Source organism: Flavobacterium sp. RSP15 (genome assembly GCF_003968755.1).
GTDB lineage: Bacteria > Bacteroidota > Bacteroidia > Flavobacteriales > Flavobacteriaceae > Flavobacterium.
The window spans coordinates 19,995-43,354 of record NZ_RYDL01000010.1; the positions used below are offsets into that span (position 1 = coordinate 19,995).

21 protein-coding genes and 1 pseudogene are annotated in these 23,360 nt (G+C 34.1%); 12 read left to right on the forward strand and 10 right to left on the reverse strand.

Annotated elements, in window-relative coordinates; genetic code table 11:
* The first annotated feature begins 24 nt into the window (after positions 1-24).
* From EKM00_RS10970 to EKM00_RS10985, 5 genes are all read left to right on the forward strand, one after another.
* A complete protein-coding gene (locus EKM00_RS10970) occupies positions 25-720 on the forward strand; it encodes a dienelactone hydrolase family protein (RefSeq protein WP_126516198.1) in 696 nt (231 codons plus the stop codon).
* Between the two features lie 575 nt (positions 721-1,295).
* Positions 1,296-2,774, forward strand: a complete 1,479-nt coding sequence (locus tag EKM00_RS10975) for a Fic family protein (protein ID WP_126516199.1) — start codon at positions 1,296-1,298, stop codon at positions 2,772-2,774.
* Positions 2,775-3,448: 674 nt separating this feature from the next.
* Positions 3,449-3,595: a DUF6943 family protein gene (locus EKM00_RS14980; RefSeq protein WP_233592281.1), complete on the forward strand. Its 147-nt coding sequence runs from the start codon at positions 3,449-3,451 to the stop codon at positions 3,593-3,595.
* A 34-nt stretch (positions 3,596-3,629) separates the two neighbouring features.
* Positions 3,630-3,923: a DUF6943 family protein gene (locus EKM00_RS14985; protein WP_441316549.1), complete on the forward strand. Its 294-nt coding sequence runs from the start codon at positions 3,630-3,632 to the stop codon at positions 3,921-3,923.
* A gap of 83 nt (positions 3,924-4,006) precedes the next feature.
* Positions 4,007-4,960, forward strand: coding sequence for a Fic family protein (locus tag EKM00_RS10985; RefSeq protein WP_126516200.1), 954 nt, complete (start codon positions 4,007-4,009; stop codon positions 4,958-4,960).
* A 107-nt stretch (positions 4,961-5,067) separates the two neighbouring features.
* Here EKM00_RS10985 and EKM00_RS14810 read toward each other — a convergent pair whose 3' ends face one another.
* The 8 genes from EKM00_RS14810 to EKM00_RS11030 all read right to left on the reverse strand — a co-directional run bounded on the left by EKM00_RS14810 (position 5,068) and on the right by EKM00_RS11030 (position 15,619).
* A complete protein-coding gene (locus tag EKM00_RS14810) occupies positions 5,068-5,244 on the reverse strand; it encodes a hypothetical protein (protein WP_199734649.1) in 177 nt (58 codons plus the stop codon).
* Positions 5,231-5,941 (reverse strand): DUF5675 family protein, encoded by a 711-nt coding sequence (locus EKM00_RS15185; RefSeq protein WP_370453932.1) that lies wholly within the window; start codon positions 5,939-5,941, stop codon positions 5,231-5,233. The genes EKM00_RS14810 and EKM00_RS15185 overlap by 14 nt, the downstream gene beginning before the upstream one ends.
* 13 nt (positions 5,942-5,954) lie before the next feature.
* The gene (locus tag EKM00_RS11000; protein WP_126516201.1) at positions 5,955-6,710 is read right to left on the reverse strand and encodes a hypothetical protein; all 756 of its coding nucleotides are present in this window, start codon (positions 6,708-6,710) and stop codon (positions 5,955-5,957) included.
* A gap of 639 nt (positions 6,711-7,349) precedes the next feature.
* Positions 7,350-8,972: an alkaline phosphatase family protein gene (locus EKM00_RS11010; protein ID WP_199734661.1), complete on the reverse strand. Its 1,623-nt coding sequence runs from the start codon at positions 8,970-8,972 to the stop codon at positions 7,350-7,352.
* Positions 8,973-9,008: 36 nt separating this feature from the next.
* Positions 9,009-10,493, reverse strand: a complete 1,485-nt coding sequence (locus tag EKM00_RS11015) for a SusD/RagB family nutrient-binding outer membrane lipoprotein (RefSeq protein WP_126516202.1) — start codon at positions 10,491-10,493, stop codon at positions 9,009-9,011.
* Between the two features lie 11 nt (positions 10,494-10,504).
* Complete coding sequence (locus EKM00_RS11020; RefSeq protein WP_199734669.1) at positions 10,505-13,978, reverse strand: SusC/RagA family TonB-linked outer membrane protein; 3,474 nt, start codon at positions 13,976-13,978, stop codon at positions 10,505-10,507.
* Between the two features lie 65 nt (positions 13,979-14,043).
* Positions 14,044-14,652 (reverse strand): RNA polymerase sigma factor, encoded by a 609-nt coding sequence (locus EKM00_RS11025; RefSeq protein ID WP_126516203.1) that lies wholly within the window; start codon positions 14,650-14,652, stop codon positions 14,044-14,046.
* 4 nt (positions 14,653-14,656) lie between these two features.
* Entirely contained in the window at positions 14,657-15,619 is a 963-nt protein-coding gene (locus EKM00_RS11030) for a FecR family protein (protein WP_126516204.1), read from the reverse strand.
* A 1,596-nt stretch (positions 15,620-17,215) separates the two neighbouring features.
* Between EKM00_RS11030 and EKM00_RS11035 the strand changes: the two genes are divergently transcribed.
* The 4 genes from EKM00_RS11035 (at position 17,216) to EKM00_RS11050 (ending at position 19,721) form a co-directional block, all read left to right on the forward strand.
* On the forward strand, positions 17,216-17,713 hold the full coding sequence (locus tag EKM00_RS11035) for a hypothetical protein (RefSeq protein WP_233592283.1): 498 nt from the start codon (positions 17,216-17,218) through the stop codon (positions 17,711-17,713).
* A gap of 317 nt (positions 17,714-18,030) precedes the next feature.
* Positions 18,031-18,783, forward strand: a complete 753-nt coding sequence (locus tag EKM00_RS11040; protein ID WP_158614897.1) for a PRC-barrel domain-containing protein — start codon at positions 18,031-18,033, stop codon at positions 18,781-18,783.
* Positions 18,784-18,793: 10 nt separating this feature from the next.
* Complete coding sequence (locus tag EKM00_RS11045) at positions 18,794-19,015, forward strand: hypothetical protein (protein ID WP_126455375.1); 222 nt, start codon at positions 18,794-18,796, stop codon at positions 19,013-19,015.
* Between the two features lie 37 nt (positions 19,016-19,052).
* Positions 19,053-19,721, forward strand: coding sequence for an FAD-binding oxidoreductase (locus EKM00_RS11050; protein ID WP_126516206.1), 669 nt, complete (start codon positions 19,053-19,055; stop codon positions 19,719-19,721).
* An 857-nt stretch (positions 19,722-20,578) separates the two neighbouring features.
* On the opposite strand, the gene EKM00_RS11055 is transcribed toward EKM00_RS11050, so the two are convergent.
* Both EKM00_RS11055 and EKM00_RS11060 read right to left on the reverse strand, forming a co-directional pair.
* Positions 20,579-20,824 (reverse strand): DUF5675 family protein, encoded by a 246-nt coding sequence (locus EKM00_RS11055; protein ID WP_233592284.1) that lies wholly within the window; start codon positions 20,822-20,824, stop codon positions 20,579-20,581.
* 1 nt (position 20,825) lies between these two features.
* Positions 20,826-21,182 carry a hypothetical protein gene (locus EKM00_RS11060; RefSeq protein ID WP_233592285.1) on the reverse strand — a complete coding sequence of 119 codons (357 nt, stop codon included), beginning with the start codon at positions 21,180-21,182 and terminating at the stop codon, positions 20,826-20,828.
* Between the two features lie 155 nt (positions 21,183-21,337).
* Here EKM00_RS11060 and EKM00_RS15190 point away from each other — a divergent pair, with 155 nt between their 5' ends.
* The 3 genes and pseudogenes from EKM00_RS15190 to EKM00_RS11075 all read left to right on the forward strand — a co-directional run.
* Complete coding sequence (locus EKM00_RS15190) at positions 21,338-21,562, forward strand: transposase (RefSeq protein ID WP_126516254.1); 225 nt, start codon at positions 21,338-21,340, stop codon at positions 21,560-21,562.
* 154 nt (positions 21,563-21,716) lie between these two features.
* Positions 21,717-21,947 carry an IS3 family transposase gene (locus tag EKM00_RS15195; RefSeq protein WP_370453935.1) on the forward strand — a complete coding sequence of 77 codons (231 nt, stop codon included), beginning with the start codon at positions 21,717-21,719 and terminating at the stop codon, positions 21,945-21,947.
* An 80-nt stretch (positions 21,948-22,027) separates the two neighbouring features.
* Positions 22,028-22,918 (forward strand): annotated as a pseudogene (locus EKM00_RS11075) (GH92 family glycosyl hydrolase); the annotation flags it as partial.
* Between the last annotated feature and the right edge of the window lie 442 nt (positions 22,919-23,360).

The following is a 23,360-nucleotide window of genomic DNA, read 5'->3' on the forward strand; positions in this document are numbered from 1 at the left end:
AATTAATTTTAAATAATCAAAATTATGAAAAATTATATAATAATATTTTTATTATCTATTTCATGTTTTGCCCAAAGGGAAACAATTGGATCAATAAAATCTATAACTACTTCACCATTTGAACTCAATTACATATTAAGTATACCAGATAATGTAAAGCCAAATAAGTCTCTAATAGTATTTCTTCATGGATCTGGTGAAAAAGGTAACGACTTGGAAAAAATAAAATCTCATGGCCCTTTAAAATACCTAAAAACAAATAAAATTGATTCTTTTATACTTGCTCCCCAATGCCCAGAAAACAAACATTGGAATTCTGAAGAACTGTATATACTAATTAATAAAATAATTGCTGAAAATGAAATTGATTCTAATAGAATTTATCTCACCGGTCTAAGCATGGGTGCTTGGGGAGCTTGGAATTTGGCCTATAGCTACCCCGAATTATTTGCAGCTTTAGTTCCAATTGCCGGATATGTTGATAGAATCCCTTTTGTAGAAGGTTGTAAAATCGCTGCAATTCCAACAAGAATTTATCATGGTTTACTTGATAATATAGTTGATATTCAGTATTCTATTGAAATTTATAAAAAGTTAAAAAAGTGCAATAAGGATATTAAACTCCAAATATTTGATGATGCTTTTCATGATAGCTGGACACGTGTTTATGACAATTCAATTATCTATAATTGGATGTTATCACAAAATAGGATACCTTAATTCTATCTTGGATCACAATAATCTTAACAATTTTACATCTTCAAATAAATTATAATTTCTGTAAAACAACACGTGCAATCCTTTAGTTTTGTCAAAGCAATAAATTTGTATTTTTAAATCAACAACCCAACCGATGACGTGAACCTACGCGGCAATAAAAGTTAACGACTTATCGCTTGATTAGGACTTTATCGGTTTTTACTGAAAAAGCATCAGAGTAGTAATTCAGGCATAATGGCCTATTATCAAGGTTTCGATTGTTTTCAGTAGTTAGGTGCATCCAGAACTAGATTATCATCGTATTCTGCTGTATGGGAATTTATAAATTTACATAATACAGTAAGATTAACATATTTGCATCGTTTTATTGATGTTCTATTTCCAGCTAATACTCCACAAACTGATTTAGTTGTTGAAGAATTACAAACTTGGCTAACTGGTTTAGAAAAACTATAATTATTACTGGAAAAAATACCCATTCCTACCCCAACATTCGTTTATAATGGAAAAAAAAGCCCGATAAATACTTTTTAGTGGAAAATAAAGTATAGTTTTGCTTCAATAAAGCACCACTAATGGAAAATTTTGTCCCAACACACCTTCAAGAAATTATTTATTCATCGAGCGATAAAAAAGTAAGAAAACAAATTGCTTTGCTTGAAAGTACAGGTAAAATTAAAAAAATTGCTCCTCGTATCTTTACTTCCAATTTTATTGATACGGACGAGGTTATTATCAAAAGAAATATTTTTTCTATTCTGGGCAATTTATATCCCGGTGCATTATTAAGCCACCGTTCCGCAATAGAATTCAAACCAACTGCAACAGGACAAATATTTGTTACCTATACCTACACCAAAAAAATAGAGTTGCCTGGAATAACCATTCGTTTTATGGAAGGTATTGGAGCAATTGAAGGTGACAATTCATTTTCGGGGGAGTTATTTGTTTCACAACAAGAAAGAGCATTTTTAGAAAACCTACAACCGTCCAGAAAATCGGGTCCAGAATCTAAAACTATTTCAATTGCTGAACTCGAAAACAAACTAGAGAAAATAGTACAAGTTAAAGGCGAAGAAGGACTAAATCAAATTAGAGATAACGCAAAAGTAATCGCCGATAAATTAAGAATGCAAAGTGAGTTTGAGAAATTAAACAAACTAATTAGTGCCTTATTATCTACACAGCCTTCCAAAATATTATCGTCTCCACGAGCCATTGCACGAGCATTTGGAAATCCTTATGACCAATCAAGAATAGATTTGTTTGAGATATTATTTTTAGAGTTAAAGCAAAGAGAATTCAAAAATGCGATAGATAGAAATACAACTAATACAGCTTTTCAAAATTTCGCTTTTTTTGAAGCCTATTTTTCAAATTATATTGAAGGAACTCGATTTGAAGTGATTGAAGCAAAAAACATTATTGAAACCGATACCCCAATGTTCAATCGTGATGAAGATTCACACGACATATTAGGAACGTATAAATTGGTCAGTAATAAAATCGAAATGAATGTTACGCCAACTTCTCCGGAAGAGTTCATTAGCATTCTTCAATACAGACATCGATTACTTTTGGAAGCAAGAATATCAAAAATGCCAGGCGTACTTAAAGATAAAAACAATCGTGCTGGAGAAACATTTTTTGTCGATTTCGAATTAGTAAAAGGCACATTAATAAAAGGGTTTGATTTCTACAAAGTACTAACAGACCCATTTGCAAAAGCAGCTTACATTATGTTTATGGTAAGTGAAATACACCCATTTTTGGACGGTAACGGAAGAATTGCAAGAGTAATGATGAATGCCGAATTGGTCAAAGCTGAACAAACAAGAATAATAATTCCAACAGTATGTCGTGATGATTATTTAGGAGCTTTACGAAGATTAACAAGGCAACAAGATCCATTAGCCTATATAAAAATGCTACAACGAGCACAAGATTTTAGTGCAACATTAAAAGCAGATACTATGGAAGATTTAGAATTGCAATTAAACTCAAGTAACGCTTTCAAAGAACACGACGAAGCCAAATTAAAGATTATCGTATAAAAAGACACGTGCAATATAGCGGTCTCTCTGCGGTCGTTCCCTTTGTTCCGTTCGGCAGCTTCAGTCGGTCAACCTTATATTTTCATAAGAACATTTTTTGGAAATAAGCAATTTATTATTTCAATTCAATAGTTAGGTTTCCCTCCGTTCCGCAGACACTTCACACGTTCTCTACCCTACGTTCGGCAGGGCTAGTACATCCACAATACCGCTTCATTTCGTTACACTCCGCAGGCTCCGTTTCACTGCATTCCAGCCGTATGATGTCTGCCGCCCTCAGTTTTTTCAGCGGTTGCTCCTTCGCACAGCCATCGGGGTTGGCGCCATTCCGTAAAAACGTCACTTTACCCTAAATCAAGGTACCCCGCCGCGGCGGGTGTCTTATATTTTTCCCTCGCCGTTTCACGCTGCTATTCCTTCTCTCTACTCCGCAAGCTACGTTCCGTTCTCGGTCTAGCGTGGCTGTTCGATTGCCGCAACCCCGCCACTGCGCTCCTCGATAAATAATGATTTCCGCTATCGCTACAATCATCATTTTCTGCGGTGCTTGGGGGTGTTTGATTGCCTTGCGAGAGAAACGAAGCAATCACAATAACGTCCTCAGAAAAACCTCAACAAGACGTTCCTGCAATTTCTTGAAAAGAAAAAGGTCGAATCTTTAAAACCAATACGCCATGCCGAATTTCATTATTAAAACGCACCAAAAAAATGCAGATTACAGAGCAAATCAAATCTTTATTCTTAACAAAGGGATGAATAGTGGCAAATGGAGCGTAGCGGAATTCACCAATACTAAAAAAAAAATATTAACGCATTGGTAATCCTCAAAAAGAACCTTTTACCAATAGTTTTGTAATCCTATTTCAAGACGAGCAAGATGCTGAAACAGTGTATTGGTTAGCCTATAGTTTATGGAAAGCAAGATTCTGGCACCAATCGTTAGTAGGGTCCGTAATTCCATTTTTACGAATCGACGATTTCAAAAATGATTTTAGCGCAAAAGTAAATGAAATGCTGGAGGAACACGAGCTGCACAAAAAACAAATTCAGGCTTTGAGGTTGTTGGAACAAAAAGAGGATCAATTCCAGAAGAATATTGTACTCATAAATGAAATGAAACGGGTTATATTGTTGAGGTATTGTAAATAAAAAAAAAGCAATTATAAAATTACGATACTATTGGAAAAGAACCGTAAAAAAATTACTTTTGATACTATCAAATGATAGCATCAATGAAACCTCCTTACGACATAACGCCGAATATTTTAAAACTGATACGTTCTATTTCCGAAAAGATTGGAGAAGTAAACGCTACGTACCTCAGCAAACAATCTCCTCAACTTCGAAAGCAGAACAGAATTAAAACCATTCATTCGTCGCTTCAAATTGAAGGGAACACTTTGACAGAGGAACAGATAACCGCTTTAATCGAAAACAAAAGAGTAATTGGTCCTGAAAAAGATGTAATTGAAGTAATAAACGCAATTAAAGTCTACGAAAAATTAAAAGACTATAGCTATTCCTCAGACAAAAGTTTCTTAAAAGCACATCAGGAATTAATGAAAGGATTAATCGACAGCGCGGGAAAATATAGAAAACAGGCTGTTGGAATTGTGAAAGGAACTAAAGTGGAACATATTGCTCCACCGCATGACAATGTCCCTTATTTAATGAAGGACTTGTTTGAATATCTCAAAGATTCTGAGGAACTGACTTTAATAAAAAGCTGCATTTTTCATTATGAAATGGAATTCATCCACCCCTTTTTAGATGGTAACGGCAGAATGGGCCGATTGTGGCAAACCTTAATTTTAAGATCTGAATATCCGGTTTTTGAATACCTCCCATTTGAAACATTAATTAGTCAATCACAAACCGAGTATTATAATGCATTAGCGCTTAGTGATAAGGTCGGAAAATCTACTATTTTTATTGAATACATGCTTGGAATAATTGACGAGTCTTTAAAAAGTCTACTCAATTACAACAATCGAATTTTACGGGATATTGACAGATTAGATCATTTTATTACTCTTGGACTCAAAGAATTCACAAGAAAAGAGTACATGAATATCTTTAAAGATATATCATCCGCAACAGCAAGTAGAGACTTAAAAAAAGGGGGCGTACTGAATCTGTTTGAAATCGTAGGAACTCTGAACAAAACAAAATACCTGATAAAATAATTATTGTAAATATTATCCAATGTAAATTATCTAAACATAAAAAAAGCCTGATCTCGCGACCAAGCTTTCAAACAAATTCGGGAAAAGGTTACCAAGCCAAACCCGAATTATTTCTTTTTAATTTTTGTCAATCCTTTTAAAAGGAGCGAAATTAGGAAACTAATAATAGCTCCAATTATTGCTAAGATAATCGTTTTTAGAATATCTTCAGAAACAATATTTGGCATCACACTCAATAAAGTTCCGGACGCGGTTCCAATTGATAAAGTGTTATTTGATTCCATCTCGCCGTAAATATTGATTGTCTTTTTTCAACCGATTGATGATGGCCTGCTCTCGGTTGGCCTCATCATCTACCGTAATTTGACTGATTACCGAAATGACACCTCCCGCAAGGGCTGCATATCCGGCAATACTGACAAAAACTACTGGTAATGTTACCGGAGCTGCAATGATACTGCCACTGATGGTCAATAAAGCCAATCCAATACTTCTCAAAACCCGGAAGAACTTCGGGGTAGGTGCTTTTGCACGTTCAACTATATTCATAATTTCTTTACTTGTTTTAAGCCTTATCATCCTGAGCGGAGTCGAAGGATTAGATTGGATTAATATTTTCGCTTCTTCATTATTGGCCAAAGCTGTATTAACTATAGCTTTCAGCTTTTCTAACGCTTTTCGGGAAGAACTTCCTCTTCCTATTCCAGTGTGCAGTGTTACAGTTGCGATACAGCCCAATAACTCTTTCTTGGCGTCATTGGCGGGATGGATTAATATCAAATCTCTTCCCGGAACATTTTTCAAATGCAAGTGCCATTGGAACTTGGGGCTAAATCGTTTCTGCAAAACATATTCTCCTTCGGGAATACAAGAAATACGCTTTTGGTTTCCCAGCCAGGGCAATTCGATGGTATAACAAACTATTGTGCCGTTCCATTCTAAAACCCCTTGCGTTCCCTTGGGAAAATACGTTCTATTCAACACAAAAACCATCTTAAAGCCCGCTTACCTGAACCAATGCCAATGGATTGAAAGAGCCATTTTTCAACGGATACATTCTACCATTTACCTCTTGAAAGAATTCAAGGCCTAAAGCCAAAAACAATGGTTTTGTGCTGCCCGGAGTAACCGGATTGACATGATTGATAGCATCAGTTTGATTCGAATCCCAAGGTAGAATATCCGTTTCTGAAGTGGCAACTACGAAGGTTTCTGCTTCAAAATCAATTTCCGCACCTGCAGATATGATTTTGAAATGCGTTGTTCCACTTGCAGCCGCAATCATGTTCGCAGGAACAAACGGCAACAAATCAACCATAATATCACCCGTAGCACGGTCAATCGTCCCCACAAAAGGAGCAAATAAAGCAGTGCCCAGCTTTCCTCTAATGTTGAATTCGAAACCGGCAAGCAATTCTGCCTCACCATCAATAACATTTCGCAATCCACGCTCACTTACCATATCCGCCTGAATGACTTTAATCATAGATTGAGTCAATCGGCTTACCATTCTGCTATCAGCAGAATTAATGAGCAAAGTTCGCATTGCAGTTCGTAACGTTTTACCCGCCTTTCCAGCTCTTCCAAATTCGGCTCCATTCTCACGCGTTCTCTGGAACGCAGGATCGCTCGCAATTCTGCTTGCATCAATGCCGCCTTTTTCACGTGCTAAATGCCCATCTTTGGTTTTGTAAAAAGTAATATCCCCGATAGTACCCTTCAACTTAATTATGCCTTTTTGCCTTGCCATAATTTCTAAAATTTTAAATTAATAATTGTTTCAAATTCCCTCAATCATCATCCTGTTGCAACATCTTTCGATTGATTTCTAAACAAATTTTAAGCTATTAAGTGAGATAAAAAAGACTCCCCTATTCCGTATGTCACTTTGTGACACAAATGGCAGAAATAGACATAAATATCCATTCACAACCACCATTGACAGGAGTAAATTTCCGCTTCTGAATCAAAGGAATTATTTACTATTTTTATGGAGTGCCAGAAGTTGAACCACAAAGGTATCAAGTGAGGCAAAGCCCAATCAAAGCTATAGATAGAGTATGAGATCCAAAAACAAGAGACTATGTATCTACCCTAAGGACATACAACGCATAACAGGAAAGAGTTATCGCCAAAGCATTAGACTACTTCAAAAAATGAGAATTAAGTTAAACAAACTAGAGGATGAGTTCGTGTCTATTGAAGAATTTTGCCAATTTACGAGTCTGAAAATTGAACAAGTTGAACCTTTGATAATTGGATAAGATAAGGATATGAAATACTTATTTCCGATTAAGTAGTACTATTTTGTAGTACTATTTAGTAGTACAAAAAAAGATGGTGTCCTAGTATTTAAGACACCACTTTTACTTTTATATACTAGTTAATATTATTTTTTATTTCTAACTACTTTTGTGAAATTAGAATAGTTATAGTTTCCTAAAACTGACCTTTCCATTTCAAGTTTATAAACACCCCAAGGAAGTTTTACTTCCGTTTTAATTAGTTCTATCTTAGATGTAAGTTCAACAGTATTAGGCACTTTTTCAGTTAGCAACTCATACATTACTCGACCATCCATTTCTTTGGTGCTTTTTAGATTATGAAGATGGAGAATCGTAGGAATAATATCAATATTAGAGGTCGGCAAATTCCCTTCAAACTTTTTCTTAAAACTAGGACCGCCGGCAAGCAAGGCAATATGAATTTCATAAGGACTAAATCCACCATGACCTGCAACGCCTCTTGCAAAACTTGTTCCTGCATATCCCGCTTCATTTTTAGTGTCATTCCAATTCATATCAACTAGGATATCTCCTGATCGCTCTGGGTGATCCCAATGTATCGTTTCAAATGACAAGGTTCCTTCTACAGATCCTTTGACAGCTCCAACTTCTTCGTTTTTAGTATAAATACCGCCTACCCATTCCTGTTCTTGCAATGTGGCAACAATATTTTTTATGATTTGCAAATCATGATTCTTTATATATATAGCTCCTTCTGATACAACTACATCAGAAGATTCCTTGTCCTTTTTAAAACCTTTGGTGATTAGAAAGTCAGCAAGTCCCTGTTTTCCAACATGGGTCACAAAACCATGATCGGATGAAATGATAATATTAAAATTTTCTTCTAATCCTTTTGAATGAAGCGTCTGTAGTATCCTTCCAAACTGTTCATCAACAAATTTAATTGACGCTATTGCTTCAGGTGATCCTATTCCATTTTTATGGGCAGCCGAATCTGGGTCTCCATACCATAAAGTACTTACCAAAGGACCATCTAGCGTTAATCCATATTTTATAACTGCATCTGTTAACCATTTGTGCTTGTCAAGACCCGTTGGAACTGTTCCAATTTCACTGAGTATTTTAGCTTGCATAGACTCCGGTAAAATCATAGAAGTATTAATGATTGCTCCTCCACTGACCTTATGATTTTGCATTAAGGCTTGTCCTGTAGAACCGGAACTAAAAACAAATAGGCTTTTACCATTTTGTTCTAAAACTTCTCCCAGCGAAACAGACGTTAATAAATGATTGTCTGTGGCTTTGGTAATTTTACTTAATTCTTCAGCATCTCCTGTGTTTAATCCTGCAGTTTCATTTATCTGTGGAAAATACACTGTATTCCCCATTAATCCATGACTTCCAGGGTAACATCCTGTAGATAAGGAGGAGGCATTTACCCTAGTTACCGTTGGAAAAACACTGTGATGTTGTTTGCCGTAACTTCCTTTTTTACTGAATAAATATACATTCGGCATTAATTCAGGGGTGATATAATCAGGTCTTAAGCCGTCAAAGAATACAACTAATGTTCGAATATTAGATTTTTCAACCTTTTTTTGCGCTATACTAGCAGTACTAACAAGCAAAGTCAATGATAAAATTAAGAAACTTTTATTAACGATTTTCATAATAGAATGCTTTGGTTTTAAATTTAATCCAACTGGAACGCTAGGGCCTTTCTGGCTCTTAGAAGTATTTTCCTGTTTCTGTTTTATTTTCATATTTAATAATTTAAAATAGTTTTACTTTTTATTTAATTATTTAGCCCACCAAACTTTACTAACGGTATTATCTCCCCCCATTGCTGCTGAGGCTGCTGCAAGATTTTCAGGATTAAGCGATTGTAAATAGGTTGGATAAGGCACCCGATTTGGAAATACTCTTTCTGTTGGTATACCAGTGCCTCTTGGCAAAATCGGATATCCCGTTCTTCTTTTTTCAAACCATGACTGATAGTCAACAAAAAAGGAAGCGTAATATTTCTGTGTAATGATTCTTTCTAATTGCGCTTCTATCGATGCATTGGTATCATAAACTACCCCCGTTTGTGTAAGATAATTTGAAGGCATGCTTGCGCCCCATTGGAGCATTGATGCTGTTATTGCTGAATTATAATGCTGTTTAGACGATTTTCCTGTATTAAATCCTTTTAATGCTAGTTCTGCTTTAATAGACTCTACCTCTGACCAGGTCATCATTATACCCAATTGGGGTAAAGTTCTCATAACATCATTATAGCTTGTATTGGCTCCGACCTGGTATTCTGTAGTTATAGGATAACCACTTTCTATACCTTGATATACATTTTGACCTCCAACGCTTACTGTTCTAAACCATATAGTTCTTCTTGGATCGTTATCTGTATTCATTTTATTGATGAAGTATTTGGTAACATAAGTACCATCTCTCCACTCCAATTGTCGTGTATTGAAATACGGATTATAATAAGGGTATATTCCTGTATATTTAAAAATAGCATCATCAGCATTACTGGTAAACACAGGGTATTTTACAGGATCCGCTAATAGTGCTGTAATTTGTTCATTGATATTAATCTCCCCATTACGTTTTGATAACCGTAACAGTAACCTGATTTTTAATGAATTACAGAATTTTTTCCATTTAACAATTCCGGGATTTGTACCTCCTGAAAGGCTATTGGAATTGTATAAAAGATCACCACCATAAGTCAGTGCTTTTGATGGATCAAGCAAAGCATTCGCTTGTTCTAAATCACTAAGGATTTTAATATATATATCCTTTTGTTTATCGAATGCAGGTTTAAGGTTGCCTTCCGTTGCTTTAACGGCTTCTGAATAAGGAACGTCTCCATACAAATCTGTGATAATAGAATAAGCCCAACATTTATAGATCATCGAGATCGCTTTATAGTTATTCTCCCCTAATGTTTCGGATGTTCTATTAATATCTTCTATGTCTGCCATATAACTATAGAAGCTCGTCCATATTCCTGCACCCGGATTAATTACATATCGATGCAATCCCTCCCCCGAGGGACTAGATCGTGGTGCATCAACTTGCATCAACTCATGGTTAAGATTTCGAGAAGCGGTGATACTAGAGTTGACAATTCTATATTGCAACTGTCCCAGCATAACTCCCGGTGTGATCTGTTCAGGTCGGTTTGGATCGGTATTTATATCCTCAAAATCTTTAGTACAAGAGGATAATAGTACTACAAACAAAAAGAGAAAACTAAATTTTTTATTTATTTTTATCATGATCTATTGATTTAAAATTTTAGAGTAAGATTAGTTCCTACAGTTCTTGTTGAGGGAAATTGAGCTAATTCAACTCCTGGTGTCAGTGTCCCATTATTTAGATTTCCTCCTTCGGGATCAAAACCAGGAAACTTTGTGAAATTAAACAGGTCTCTTCCGAAAAAAGCAAGACTTGCCGATTTCATTCCTATCTTTTTCAAGAAGGTTTTCGGTAAGTTAAATTCGATCCGAACCTCTCTAATCTTAATAAAAGAAGCGTCAAATATATTGGTCTCTCCATTACCGATGTTATAATAATTTTCATAATAGGAACTGGCAGCAACTCTTACAGTGTTTGGAATATAAGTCCCATCCGATTGTAAAACTACTCCTTGTCCTACAATCCCGCCATCACGACCTGGAAGCGTTACTCGGGTTTTCCCTAAGGTATTATTCTTATGATTGGTTTGCGAATACATACTTCCTCCTTTTTGTCCGTCTAGAAGTATACTCAATCTTACTTTTCCAATGGTTAACTCATTCATGATTCCTGCTTTCCAGTCAGCAAATGCATTTCCTCTTATTTTCAATACAGGATCCAATGTTGCAGGTAAACCAGCCGAAGTGTAAATAATCTGCCCGTCAGGAGATCTCTGGAAACCTCTACTGTACATATCTCCCATTCTTCCTCCAACTCTAGCTTCTATGCTTACATTATTCTCGTGGTTATAAATAACTTGGTTTGTAATCCCTGGAGCCAATTCTTTTACATAACTTCTATTTCTACTCCAAGTCAAGGTGGTATTCCATTTGAAATTGTTTTTGGCTATTATTTTTCCTGTTAAAGCTAGCTCCATTCCTCTACTGTTTATTAAACCTGCATTTACGGTTGCATTTGAATAACCCGTAACTGGATCTAATGGAATTGCTAAAATCTGATTGCGACTATTATTATTGTAATAGGCAATATCAATTGATAATCGGTTTTTAAACATCCTAAGATCAATTCCGGTTTCTATACTTGAAGTTATCTCTGGTTTTAAATTTGCATTAAATAAGATCGAAGTATTCGTAAAACTATTGCCATAAATCCGGTCATAATACTTATCAGTTTGATAAGGTCTTGTGTCATTACCAACCTGGGCCCAAGACAATCTAAATTTAGTAAAAGAGAAAATAGCGGGAAGATTTGTCATTTCATGGATCAAGAAACTGGAACTGATTGAAGGGTAGAAAAAGGAATTGTTACCATATGGCAAAGTGCTTGACCAGTCATTCCGTCCCGTTACATCTAAAAATATTTTTTCCTGATAGGATATTTGTCCTAAACCATAAAAACTATTAATCGCTTTCTTTGTTTTTAAGGGATCTGCCACTGCTTGATCCAAGCTATTTGATATTTGGTAAATTCCCGGCTGCGATAACTGATCCGCATACAGTCCTACAAAATCATAGTTTTGCCTCATTGAATTGGCACCTGCAATAATGCTATAATTGATATCCTCATTTAGTGCATTCTTATAGGTTAACAGTGCATCTGTATTTATTTCATAACTAAATACATTTTGTTCTCTATACATTCCACGAGCATATTTAGTCATACTAAAAGGACGTTGTTGTGATCGAAACTCATTGGACATGTCCAGTCCAGAACGGACCATAAATTCTAGTTTATCACTAAACTGATAGGTGGTTGACAAGTTACCAATCACGCCGTGTTTATTCATTTTGTTAAGCATTTCATACATACCCAAATAAGGATTATCAGGTCCTGTATTAAATGGGTTTTTTTGTCTCACATTAACAAGTCCGGGCTGCCAATACGGTTTAAACCATTCCGGTTTAATGTTTGGAGCGGTACCGATCATTAGAAAATACATGATGGATTGATTGTTGTAACCTGCAGCTGGCAGATTATCACTTTTCTTATTCGTATAATTTACTTTACCATTTATTTTTAACTTATCAGAGATTTTTTGATTTACAGATAAGGAGGCATTTAATCTTTCGAAACCCGTATTAGGAAGAATCCAATCATTTTTTAGATGAGTAATTGATAATCGAGTAGAACCATTTTCATTCCCTCCTTCTAAAGCGATACTATTTGATTGTGTCGTTCCTGTTCTAAAAAACCCAGAAATATAATCTTTGTTAGCAACCCATGGTGTGCGTTCAGTAGGTTTGCCATCTGCAGCATTGAGATTATATTGAAAATAAGATTGACCATCGAATCTTGGTCCCCAGGCTCTTCCTGCACCTACATTTGTACTTGTATTTAGTCCGTCAGCACTATCTAAATAAGAATAGTATTTATCCGTTCGACCTTCTCCATATTCAAATTGATAATCCGGCCAACGATTCACTTGATCAAAACTAAAATTACTGCTAATTGTCACACCAATTCCACCTCCTTTAGTTTTGCCAGACTTGGTAGTAATAATAATTGCGCCACCTGCGGCCCTTGTTCCATAAAGTGCAGTTGCACCTGGCCCCTTCAAAACTGTTATTTTCTCAATATCTTCAGGGTTAATATCCGATAATGTTGAACCAAAGTCAACTGGGCTATCCTGAGAAAGGTGTGATGAAAATCCTGTACCGGTGATCTTACTACTTACAGGTACTCCATCCAAGACAATCAAAGCTTGATTGTTATCAAGGTTAAGTGAGGATTCTCCACGAAGAGTTATTCTAGAGGATCCCATGGGACCAGCACCGCTTCCCTGAATATTTAAACCCGCGACTTTACCAGATAATGAATTCACCCAATTATTTGATTTGGAGTCAGTTACTGCACTTGCACTAAGAGATTGTGCTGAATATCCTAGCGACTTTTCTTCTCGTTTTATCCCTAATGCAGTTACAACCACCTCTTTTAGAGCCGTTTCATCTTGTCCTAGTATTACTTTAATATCAGTCTTATTTTCTATATTGATTTCTTTCGTTTCAAATCCTACATAACTTACAGACAAGACTTTTGTATTTACTGGAACACTAATCATAAATTTTCCGTCAAAATCAGTTATTGCAGCAATAGAAGTCCCTGATACAAAAACAGATGCTCCTGGAATAGGTAAATTAGACTCATCTAAAACCAAACCTGTAATTTTTCGATTTTGCTGATTCTTTTTTGGAATGCTTTTTGGAATACTTTTTGGCGTGCTATCAATAAGCTCTTTTACTAGAACTCCATTTTTAGTGACCTTAAAATCAATACTTACCTTGGTTTTCAAAACCGTTAATACTTGATTTAAATCTTGGTTATTTATCGTAATAGAAATTTTCTTTTGAAGAAAATTTTGGTCTGACATATAAATAAACTTATTATTTATTTGCTCCTCTATAAGAGTAAAGATTTGCTTTATAGAAACGTCTTTTAGGTTTAAATTGATTTTCTCTTTTTTAGCTACCTCTACTTCAACAGTACTTTGTTTTGAAGTATTTGAATAAGTGTTCCCAATACCAAAAAGTAGTAATAAGGATAAACTTAGTATAATTTTTTGTTTCATTTTATCTATGATTATTTAGTGTTGTTTTTAACAAATTATAATTGACCTTGTTTAAGTTTGTTTTTCTAATTATTTAATGAAGTTAAAACAACCCCTCTTTTATACGATTCTAAAGCTATGCTAATATATTTGCGTGCTATAGCAATATGGTTTTCAACTGTTTTTGAAGTGACATTTAAAATTTCCACTATTTCTTTGTATTTCAATCCATCTATTTTACTGAGTTTAAAAGCTTGACGTGATTTTTTTGGAATAAAACCTAATGCCTTAATAATTAAATAAATACTTAATTTATTATTTTCATTTTCAATAATCTCTTGCGCCCTACTGGATAAAAATAATGTTGTACTTGTATCATCAATTTGTCGACGATACTGCTCTGATTTCCGTGCTGTTTTTAGATTGTTTTTTACTATTACATAAATATAAGATTTAAGGTTTTTAATGGTATCAAGAAGCTTTCTGTTATTCCTCAGCTGAATATAAACATCAGCTACTGTCTCTTCTACAAGGCAAAAGTTCGTTTCATAACTCAATCCAAAACGACACAATCGAATGTAATACCTACTAAAGAAAATTTCCATAGCCTCGTATTGACCATTTCGAATTTTTTGAAATAAATTATCGTCCGAAAAGCAATTACTATTCCCCGTACTTGATGAATTAATTTTCATGTTGCTAGCGTATTTCAATGTTGTTATGGAAAGTTCTTGTTAGGTTCAAATCTGAAATAAACTCTAGGGAGATTATGAATTCATCAATAATCTGGTTTTTAAAAAGACCCCTTATGTGTTGCTTAGCAATTGCAGAACCCGTAATTACAAAGTTTACCCCATAGAATTGATTTATTTTTGAAAGGGCATCTTCGGTTATCTCATCATCTAATAAAAGAATATTGTCCTCCCATGCTAAACATTTTAGAACATCAAAATTTCTTTTGATAACTGCTTTCGTTCTGGCATTCCATACCAATTCTTCATTGGGTAGTAAGTCAATTTCATCCTTAGATTCTTTAAGCAATACATTTACCTTCCCTTTTGCTAAAGAAACTGTTTGATCAGAAGTAGCACTATTGGCATTAAAGTCGGTCCCTAATACTTTCACCTCAAAATCAGTAGTGTTAACTATAAAAGGAGTATTCGCATTCTTAGTCACTTTAAAGAAGGCTTCTTCTTTCAAACAAATGGTTTTTCGTTTCGCAAAATCACTGAAATATTTAACTTCACTACCCGAATTTAAAATGACGGTACTGCTATCCGGTAAAATAAAAGTTGGCCACTGTCTTTTAGGTGCAATTCTATGATTGGTATATCCCGAAGGAGTCATTCCGATGAGATTAAACCCCAGACATAAAACTAATACAAAAGCCAAAGAAAGAGCTGACTTCTTTTTTAGGTAAAATTTTATATGTTTTAGCTTTACTGGTTTATAGTCTTTTTTTATGATCCAGTTAAAAAAAAAGCTCTTTATTGGTAATGAGCTAATGGGATAACTAATCCAAATAGTTTGAGAATTTTCAAAAGTAGACAGTAGATCATCATCTAAAAACAATTCAATTTCAAATACAGATCGCTCTGCTTTTGAAATTTCATTGATAAGATACCTCAAACATTTTTTTTCCTTCTGACTAATATTAAACATAAATATTTCCCTTTGCTTATAGGAGTCATAATAAGAGAAATACCACTAGTTTTCAACACCATCAAATCGACATAATATTGTTAATTAATTGTTAATAGACCTGTTTTACTATGAAGCAAGTACTCGTTAGGAAATTTATCTTTACATCAAATATAAAAGGAAATTAATGCTAATATCACAGATTAATAGAATTACATCGCATTACCGGATAATGCAAACCATCAGAAGAGACCGCTATAAATTACAAAAACGAATTGCTAAGCATAGAGCAATTCTCTCACTACACTAGTTTAAAATTGAACAAGTTGAACCTTTTTTTATTGGATAATTGGATAGAAATTATAATTAAGCTATTCAAAATTTAATCTTTAGCAGTTCAATAAAAATAGCGAACTAGTTCGTGTTTTGACAAATTGCAACCCATTCTTAGAAGTGTTTTTTGTATATTTACAGTCAATAACACAGCTGAAGAACTGTCAAAATTTGAAGTGGCACTTGAATAAAAAAACAGATATAAAATATTATATATCAACCACATAGCAAAAATAGAACTTTCCTTCTTTCTCGACAGAATTGAAGTAATAATATCTATTAATCAGTTAGTTAGTGTTTTATTTTTTTACTTCTAGGCTACATTTAGATTACATAATTATTATAGAACTGCAGAAAGCAATCAATAATACCAATAAACCCATATTAGTTGATATTATTAGCCTCTAAATTCAAAAAAAGACAACGGAGAAACATTATATAAAACGTTGCTGTAAGACATCGTAAAATCTTCTTTTAGTCTCTTTTTGCTACAGCACTAATTTTAAATAGAATTAAAGATCATTTAAGAAAAATCGAGCATCATTTTTGATTTTTCCCTATAATTTGACGGGGGGCTTTCTACGATAGTACATCACTGCTTTTATATCTCTCATATTTTTATTTGTCTACTTAAAAAGCAAATTTTAAGGCGAGAAACTACTTGTACCAGCTTAAGATTGTTGTAAAACTACCTACTAGCTGTTTAAAAAGGTCTAGTGTAAGGGCTTTCTTAGCTGAGATTATAACAGCGCAAGAGTAACGACTTTTTTTATTAAGGAGTAGGCTTTAAAGATGTCTGTGATTGGTAAAATAAGATCTCTCAAATCAATACCACCCCGTTTATAGTATATTATATGATTCCAAATTTATATTTAAGGCGGGGTTTTATATTGGCGGGAATCACTTTGTCCAATTGCCTCTTGTCCCTTCCTTGCAGGCAGATACGCTGCAACCAGGTAAAATACAATGCTCCTATATAAGATCAAATCTTGGTCCCAAGCGCGCAAAACGACAATCATACCAATTTGCAATTCTTTCTTTCTGCAAAAACTACAAAGTAGCCCAAGCTGACTCAAAAAGGATATCACAGACCGCTAATTATATAATATTAAAAATAATTGTATAACATTCTCTATGTAGAGTTTTGTAAATTTACAAATATGGTAAAGAACCATTGTTTACAATAAGTAAAAAAATTTAACGACCGCTTACTTGAAGTAAAGTAGAGTTGTAAACATTCTAAATTTACGTAACTCAAATGAGTATAACCATAAAAGAAAAAAAATGAAAACTAAAATGCAATTAGAACAAAGCATCATAAAGATAACTACTACAATTAACCAAGAATATCCAGAGCTATCAAAATTTATTATTGAAATGCCCGAGAACAATTCGGAGAGTGAGGAAGTAACTATCAAAAGCCTTGAAGAGTATTATAATTCTTTAAAAGATCTTCTGGATAAATATGCAAAAACGCATAGTGAAACGGAGATCAAAGAAATTGCTAAAACACCGGAATACGCAGACTTACAAATCTACCCGCCTTCTGAAGATATTTATCAACAATTAAAGGAAGAAAAGGATTTGAATCCAGAAGATATTACAAAAAAGAAAACACCAAACGAAAAGGACTTTAAATATGTGAAAACGGGTGCTGATTTAGATGTTCCAGGTTCAGAGCTAGACGACCAACAAGAAAATGTGGGAAGCGAAGACGAAGAAAACAATTATTACAGTACCGGCGGAGACAACCATAATGATTTAGACGAAAACAAAGAATAATATATAAAACAATTATGAAAATTCAATTCACCACAGACAAAACAATTTTTGATGACGAAAATCAAGAAGACTATATACCTACCTAAAAATGACAACAAAGGATTTATCAAAGAGCTGTTTGTAAAATACTAGATTATCCTCACGGTTTTGATTGAACACATTAAATTGTTTGTGAATCAGTTTCCTCATTTAGTTAATAGTAGTTTTATAAAAGTATTTATATATAAAAAACGAAAAAATGACTGCTTTTTAAATTTGTAGTTAAAAGAATAATAACTGAATGAATCACAACGATGAAACAATTAAAGCAATATAAAATGAAACAAAGTATAAACAGTTTATTAGGCTACACCATTAAAGGAACTGATGGTGAAATTGGAAAAGTAGAAGAGTTCTTTTTTGATGATCAGACCTCAACCATACGGTATGTGGTGATAAAAACGGGAGGATGGTTTTCCGAAAAAAAAGTTTTGATTTCGCCTGAAGCATTTCAAAAACTGGATTGCGAATCAAAAAAACTATCTGTAAATCTTACGCAGGAAAAAATAAAAAACAGTCCCGATATTGAAACAGACAAACCTGTTTCAGAACAACAGGAAGAGTTGATTCGTGGATACTACTCTTGGCCCGGCTATTACGGAAACGGAATGTATGGACACATGGGCCTAGGCATGTGGGGATATCCGTTAGTTGAAGTAAGAGAAACAGAAAAGGAAATGATACAAAGAAAAACGGAAAAGCAAGCTAATAAAAACCCGCATCTACGCAGCACACAGGAAGTTACAGGATATGATATTCATACAACGGACGGAAACATAGGCAAAGTAGAAGATTTTATAATTGACAATGTAAGCTGGAAAATCCATTTTCTTATTGTGGAAACCGGCAACTGGTTTTCGGGGAAAAAAGTGATTATTTCTCCACGTTGGATTAAAGATGTAAAATGGCAGGAGCAGATAGTTACTATTAATCACTCAAAAGAAGAAGTAAAAAACAGTCCCGAATATGATTCGTCGCAACCGATAAATGATTCATATGAGCATTCACTCAATGACTATTACAAAAAATAAAATAATAATTATGGAAATTTTACAACAAGCAGAAGTATTTGAAAAAGCCAAAATGAGTCATATGTCTAATAGTGATAGAGTGACAGCTTCAAGAGAAGCAAAACGACTTGTATTAGCAATCAACAAAATTTATAAGAAGACAAAAGAAGCAACCTTGATGGATATAATGAAGCGGTTAACCATTAAGAAAAAAAGAATAGATATTCGATTGAAAGGAAGACCTAATTCTTGAGTATACTTATACTATTAACCCCTAATAAACAAACGCCATGGAAAATCATATTGTAAAAATAATTTCAGTGGAACCAGTAACGCATGATGTAAAGCGATTTACAATCCAAAAGCCAGAAGGTTTCAAATTCATACCTGGACAGGCAACCGAAGTGTCCGTAAATACTCCTACTCTTAAACATGAAAAGCGACCTTTTACTTTTACAAGTTTAAATGATAATAGGCACCTTGAATTTACAATCAAAATTTATGATAACCACAACGGAGTTACAAAAGAATTAGGAAAATTAAAGCTCGGTGACGAACTTATCATCCGTGATGTTTGGGGAGCAATTGAATATAAAGGCCAAGGAGTATTCATTGCTGGTGGTGCAGGTGTTACACCATTCATTGCAATTCTGCGGCAGTTACAGGCGGATGACAAAATTGCAAACAACAAACTAATTTTTACCAATAAAACCGAAAAAGATATAATTCTAAAAAAAGAATTTAATGAAATGCTCGGCAAGAATTTCATCAACACGCTCACTGATGAAAAAAAAGAGGGGTACGAAAATGGTAGGATTGACTATACTTTTCTAAAAGAAAAAATAGACAACTTTAAACAGCATTTCTATGTTTGTGGTCCACCACAATTTGTAACGGCCATTTCAGAAGCACTCACACAATTAGGAGCGAAAACTGATACAGTAGTTTTTGAGAAATAACCGGTGAGATTTGTTAAAATTGCTTTAATGATTTGATTGCTTTTTTCTCGAATTTAGAATTATAAAAAAAATCTTTAAATTTATATTGTGCTTGTTACAAACGCATCCGATAGCAATAAATTATGAAAAAAACATAAAAACGATAATAACTAAAAACATATTTCGTCTCCCACTGGATATTCCGGGGCAAACTGAACACCCTATTCCGGTTCAAATTGGACAGTTTTGATGATGATTTTTAGTCCTACTTTGTGATCAAATCAAAAAGATAATTAATAGCCTAATCAAAGCCATAGATAGAGTATGTGAACAAATAACAAGAGATTGTGTATCTACCCGAAAGACATACAACGCATAACAGGAAAGAGTTATCGTCAAAGCATAATACTACTGCAAAAAATGATAATTAAGTCAAACAAACTAGAAGATGAGTTTGTGTCTATTGAAGAATTTTGCTAATTTATGAGCCTAAAACTTAAACAAGTTGAACCTTTAATAATTGGATCGAATTTATGTTTTAGGCGACTAAATTTTGAACCGTTTCCAGTTCAATAATAGTACTCAACTAGTTCAAACTTTAAACAATGAAAGACCTTTTTTACTTTGATAAACCTTTAATTATCACTATCTTTACAGCGATAAGATTACATGATTTTTTACCTATAAATCGTAGGAGTAAAATCGAGACCCTTGTTTTAAAATAGTTTGCGAGACATCGTAAACACTGACATAAGGAGAGAGAGACAAATCCCTCTTTCTCCGCTAGAAAATCACCCTATTTCTTATAAATAAAGGCGTTAGGGTTTTTTATTTTAACTATTAGCCCACATTTAGCCCACAATCAAATTAAAACTTGCTTACAATTTAGTATAACCTTCTTTTCTTGCTTTTAGCCTGTAAATTATATCAACCACCACAATATGCCATTGAAATTTCCGACTGTAACGCTTTCTTAATAAATATTTCCCTTCCGGAATACAAGAAACCCTTTTCTCGTTAGTTGCCCAAGGTAATTCAATTGTAAAACAGATGAATTTGCCCTCACATTCGAGTTTTCCGTTTGTTCCATCGGGGAAATAAGTTCTAAATAGTACTAAAACCATCCTACAATCCGCTTACTTGAACCAATGATAATGGATTGTATGAACCATTTTTTAAAGGATACATTCTACCATTTACCTCTTGATAATACTCAACTCCAAGAGCCAAAAACAATGGACTTACGCTGTTTGGAGTTACCGGATTCAAATGGTTGATGGCGACCATTGGAGTCATATCCCATGGAAGAATGGCAGTTTCTGAACTGGCAACAACGAAAGTTTCTGCTTCAAAATTAATTTCAGCCCCAGCTGAAATAATTTTAAAATGAGTAGTTCCACTTGGAGCCGCAATCATATTCGCTGGGATAAATGAAGCCAAATCAACAGTAATTTCACCTGTAACTCGATCAATTGCTCCCACAAACTGGTTCCCAATTTCCCACTGGACTTACTAATTTTACCCGCATAAAAAGTTAAGAATAAAAACCTTAATTTTAAATTATGAAAAAGAATCGAAAAATTTATGACCGCGTTTTCAAAGAGAAAGCAGTTCAATAGAGTTATAAGAGAGTCAATATCTCAGAACTATCCAAAGAATTAGGTATTTCTGCTCCACAATTGTATAAATGGCGAAAAGAGTATGAAGAATTCGGACAAGGAAGTTTTCCAGGTAAAGGCAATTTAAAGCAAACGACCGAACAGGAACGGATTTCCGAGCTTGAGAGAAAACTCAAAGATGCAAAATTAGAACGGGATATATTAAAAGAAGCGATAGGTATCTTTTCCAAAAACGGTCGATGATTTATACTTTCATCAAAAACAATGAAAAGATATTTCCGATTGAAAAGATGTGCAAAGTATTGCAGGTAGGTCAAAGAAGTTATTACCATTGGAAAAGCCAGTCAGTTTCGGACAGAAAACAAAGAGCTGAGCTTGTTAAAGAAAAAATAACTTCATTTATTTTGATTTAAAACAAAGATATGGAAGCCCAAGAATGACGGCAGAGTTGGCTTCTTTAGGTAATAAAACATCAAGAGTCACGGTTGCTAAATATATGAATCAACTGGGTTTAAAAAGTAAATTAAGCAAGAAATTCACAGTTACAACAAATTATAAGCATAAGTATTTAATTGTCCCCAATGTTTTAAACAGAGAGTTTTCGGTTACAGAACCTTCAAAAGCGTAGGTATCGGATATCAAATATATTCGAATAAAAGAAGGTTTTTTGTTTTTAACAAATGTTTTAGACCTCTTTGATAGAAAAATTATAGGCTAGGCATTGGCACCTATATGGATTTAGGTTTTATACCTGATGAAAAAAGTGGCACTTCAGTTTCAAACACATTAGAATATGCCTATGATGATTGGTGTATAGCTCAATTAGCAAAAAAATTAGATCGACAGGAGATTTATGAAGAGTTTATAAAAAGATCTTCAAATTGGAAAAACAATTTTAATCCAACAACAGGATTTATGCAACCCAAATTAGCAAACGGTACTTTCAAAAGTAATTTTGATGCTATGACAACGCACGGCCAAGGATTCATTGAAGGAAATAGTTGGAATTACAGTTTTTTTGTTCCACATAATCCAACTGAATTGATTGCCAAAATGGGTGGTAAATCCGCATTTTCAGATCGTTTAGATACTTTATTTTCCATGCATTTACCTGATTCATTTTTCGCTGAAACAGAAGACATTACGAGAGAAGGAATAATTGGTGGTTATGTTCACGGAAATGAGCCTGCTCACCACGTAGCCTATTTTTACAATTGGACAAATGAACCTTGGAAAACACAATATCAGGTTAGAAAAATAATGAAAATGCAATACAAACCAACACCTGATGGTTTGGGAGGAAATGATGATTGCGGACAAATGAGTGCTTGGTATATCTTCTCTTCATTAGGGTTTTATCCGGTTGCTCCAGGTTCAACTGAATATGCTATTGGATCCCCTTTGGTAAACAATGCGGTATTGACATTAGAAAATGGTAAAATGTTTATCATAGAGGTGTTAAATCAAAAAGACAAAAATGTTTATGTTCAAAAAATAGTACTAAATGGCAAGCCCTTACCAACTTTGTTTATAAACCACAATGATATTACTGCTGGAGGCAAATTGACTTTTTATATGGGATCTAAACCTAAAAAATAAATCAAAAATTTACATCCCCATTAAAAAGATTAATTTTCTGGTATTTTTCACAGATACAATTGTGTAGCATTGTTTTTAAGTATATTAAACTCGTTAGGTGTAATTAGTTTTTGATGATAATTTTTCGTCAGTTCGAGTGATTTTCGCCCCAAGTCTCGGGAAAAAAATCGTATCGAGAACAAGAAAAATTTAATTAAAACGGTTCTTGAGACACGTCACTTCGAGTGAGAAGCGTATCGAGAAGTTTGTTCCGTTTTACTACTTAAAAACACGCAAACTGATATTTTAATCATTGCATCCAACGGATTATATTAAGATCCTGAACATACAGATGGGGATTTTAAAAAGAAAAAAATTAAGAAAAAAATTCATCAATATCTATCTCTTTTTTATGATATGAATGGGTTCTTTTAAAGAGTTCAACTTAGTGGTGAGGATATAG

Coding starts and splice junctions, on each gene's coding strand:
- EKM00_RS11050 (WP_126516206.1), top strand. CDS start 19,053: ATGGAAAATCATATTGTAAAAATAATTTCAGTGGAACCAGTAACGCAT.
- EKM00_RS11030 (WP_126516204.1), bottom strand. CDS start 15,619: ATGTTTAATATTAGTCAGAAGGAAAAAAAATGTTTGAGGTATCTTATC.
- EKM00_RS11055 (WP_233592284.1), bottom strand. CDS start 20,824: ATGGTTTTAGTACTATTTAGAACTTATTTCCCCGATGGAACAAACGGA.
- EKM00_RS14980 (WP_233592281.1), top strand. CDS start 3,449: ATGCCGAATTTCATTATTAAAACGCACCAAAAAAATGCAGATTACAGA.
- EKM00_RS10985 (WP_126516200.1), top strand. CDS start 4,007: ATGAAACCTCCTTACGACATAACGCCGAATATTTTAAAACTGATACGT.
- EKM00_RS14810 (WP_199734649.1), bottom strand. CDS start 5,244: ATGGAATCAAATAACACTTTATCAATTGGAACCGCGTCCGGAACTTTA.
- EKM00_RS11045 (WP_126455375.1), top strand. CDS start 18,794: ATGGAAATTTTACAACAAGCAGAAGTATTTGAAAAAGCCAAAATGAGT.
- EKM00_RS10975 (WP_126516199.1), top strand. CDS start 1,296: ATGGAAAATTTTGTCCCAACACACCTTCAAGAAATTATTTATTCATCG.
- EKM00_RS10970 (WP_126516198.1), top strand. CDS start 25: ATGAAAAATTATATAATAATATTTTTATTATCTATTTCATGTTTTGCC.
- EKM00_RS11020 (WP_199734669.1), bottom strand. CDS start 13,978: ATGAAACAAAAAATTATACTAAGTTTATCCTTATTACTACTTTTTGGT.
- EKM00_RS11015 (WP_126516202.1), bottom strand. CDS start 10,493: ATGATAAAAATAAATAAAAAATTTAGTTTTCTCTTTTTGTTTGTAGTA.
- EKM00_RS11040 (WP_158614897.1), top strand. CDS start 18,031: ATGAAACAAAGTATAAACAGTTTATTAGGCTACACCATTAAAGGAACT.
- EKM00_RS11025 (WP_126516203.1), bottom strand. CDS start 14,652: ATGAAAATTAATTCATCAAGTACGGGGAATAGTAATTGCTTTTCGGAC.
- EKM00_RS11035 (WP_233592283.1), top strand. CDS start 17,216: ATGAAAACTAAAATGCAATTAGAACAAAGCATCATAAAGATAACTACT.
- EKM00_RS11010 (WP_199734661.1), bottom strand. CDS start 8,972: ATGAAAATAAAACAGAAACAGGAAAATACTTCTAAGAGCCAGAAAGGC.
- EKM00_RS11000 (WP_126516201.1), bottom strand. CDS start 6,710: ATGGCAAGGCAAAAAGGCATAATTAAGTTGAAGGGTACTATCGGGGAT.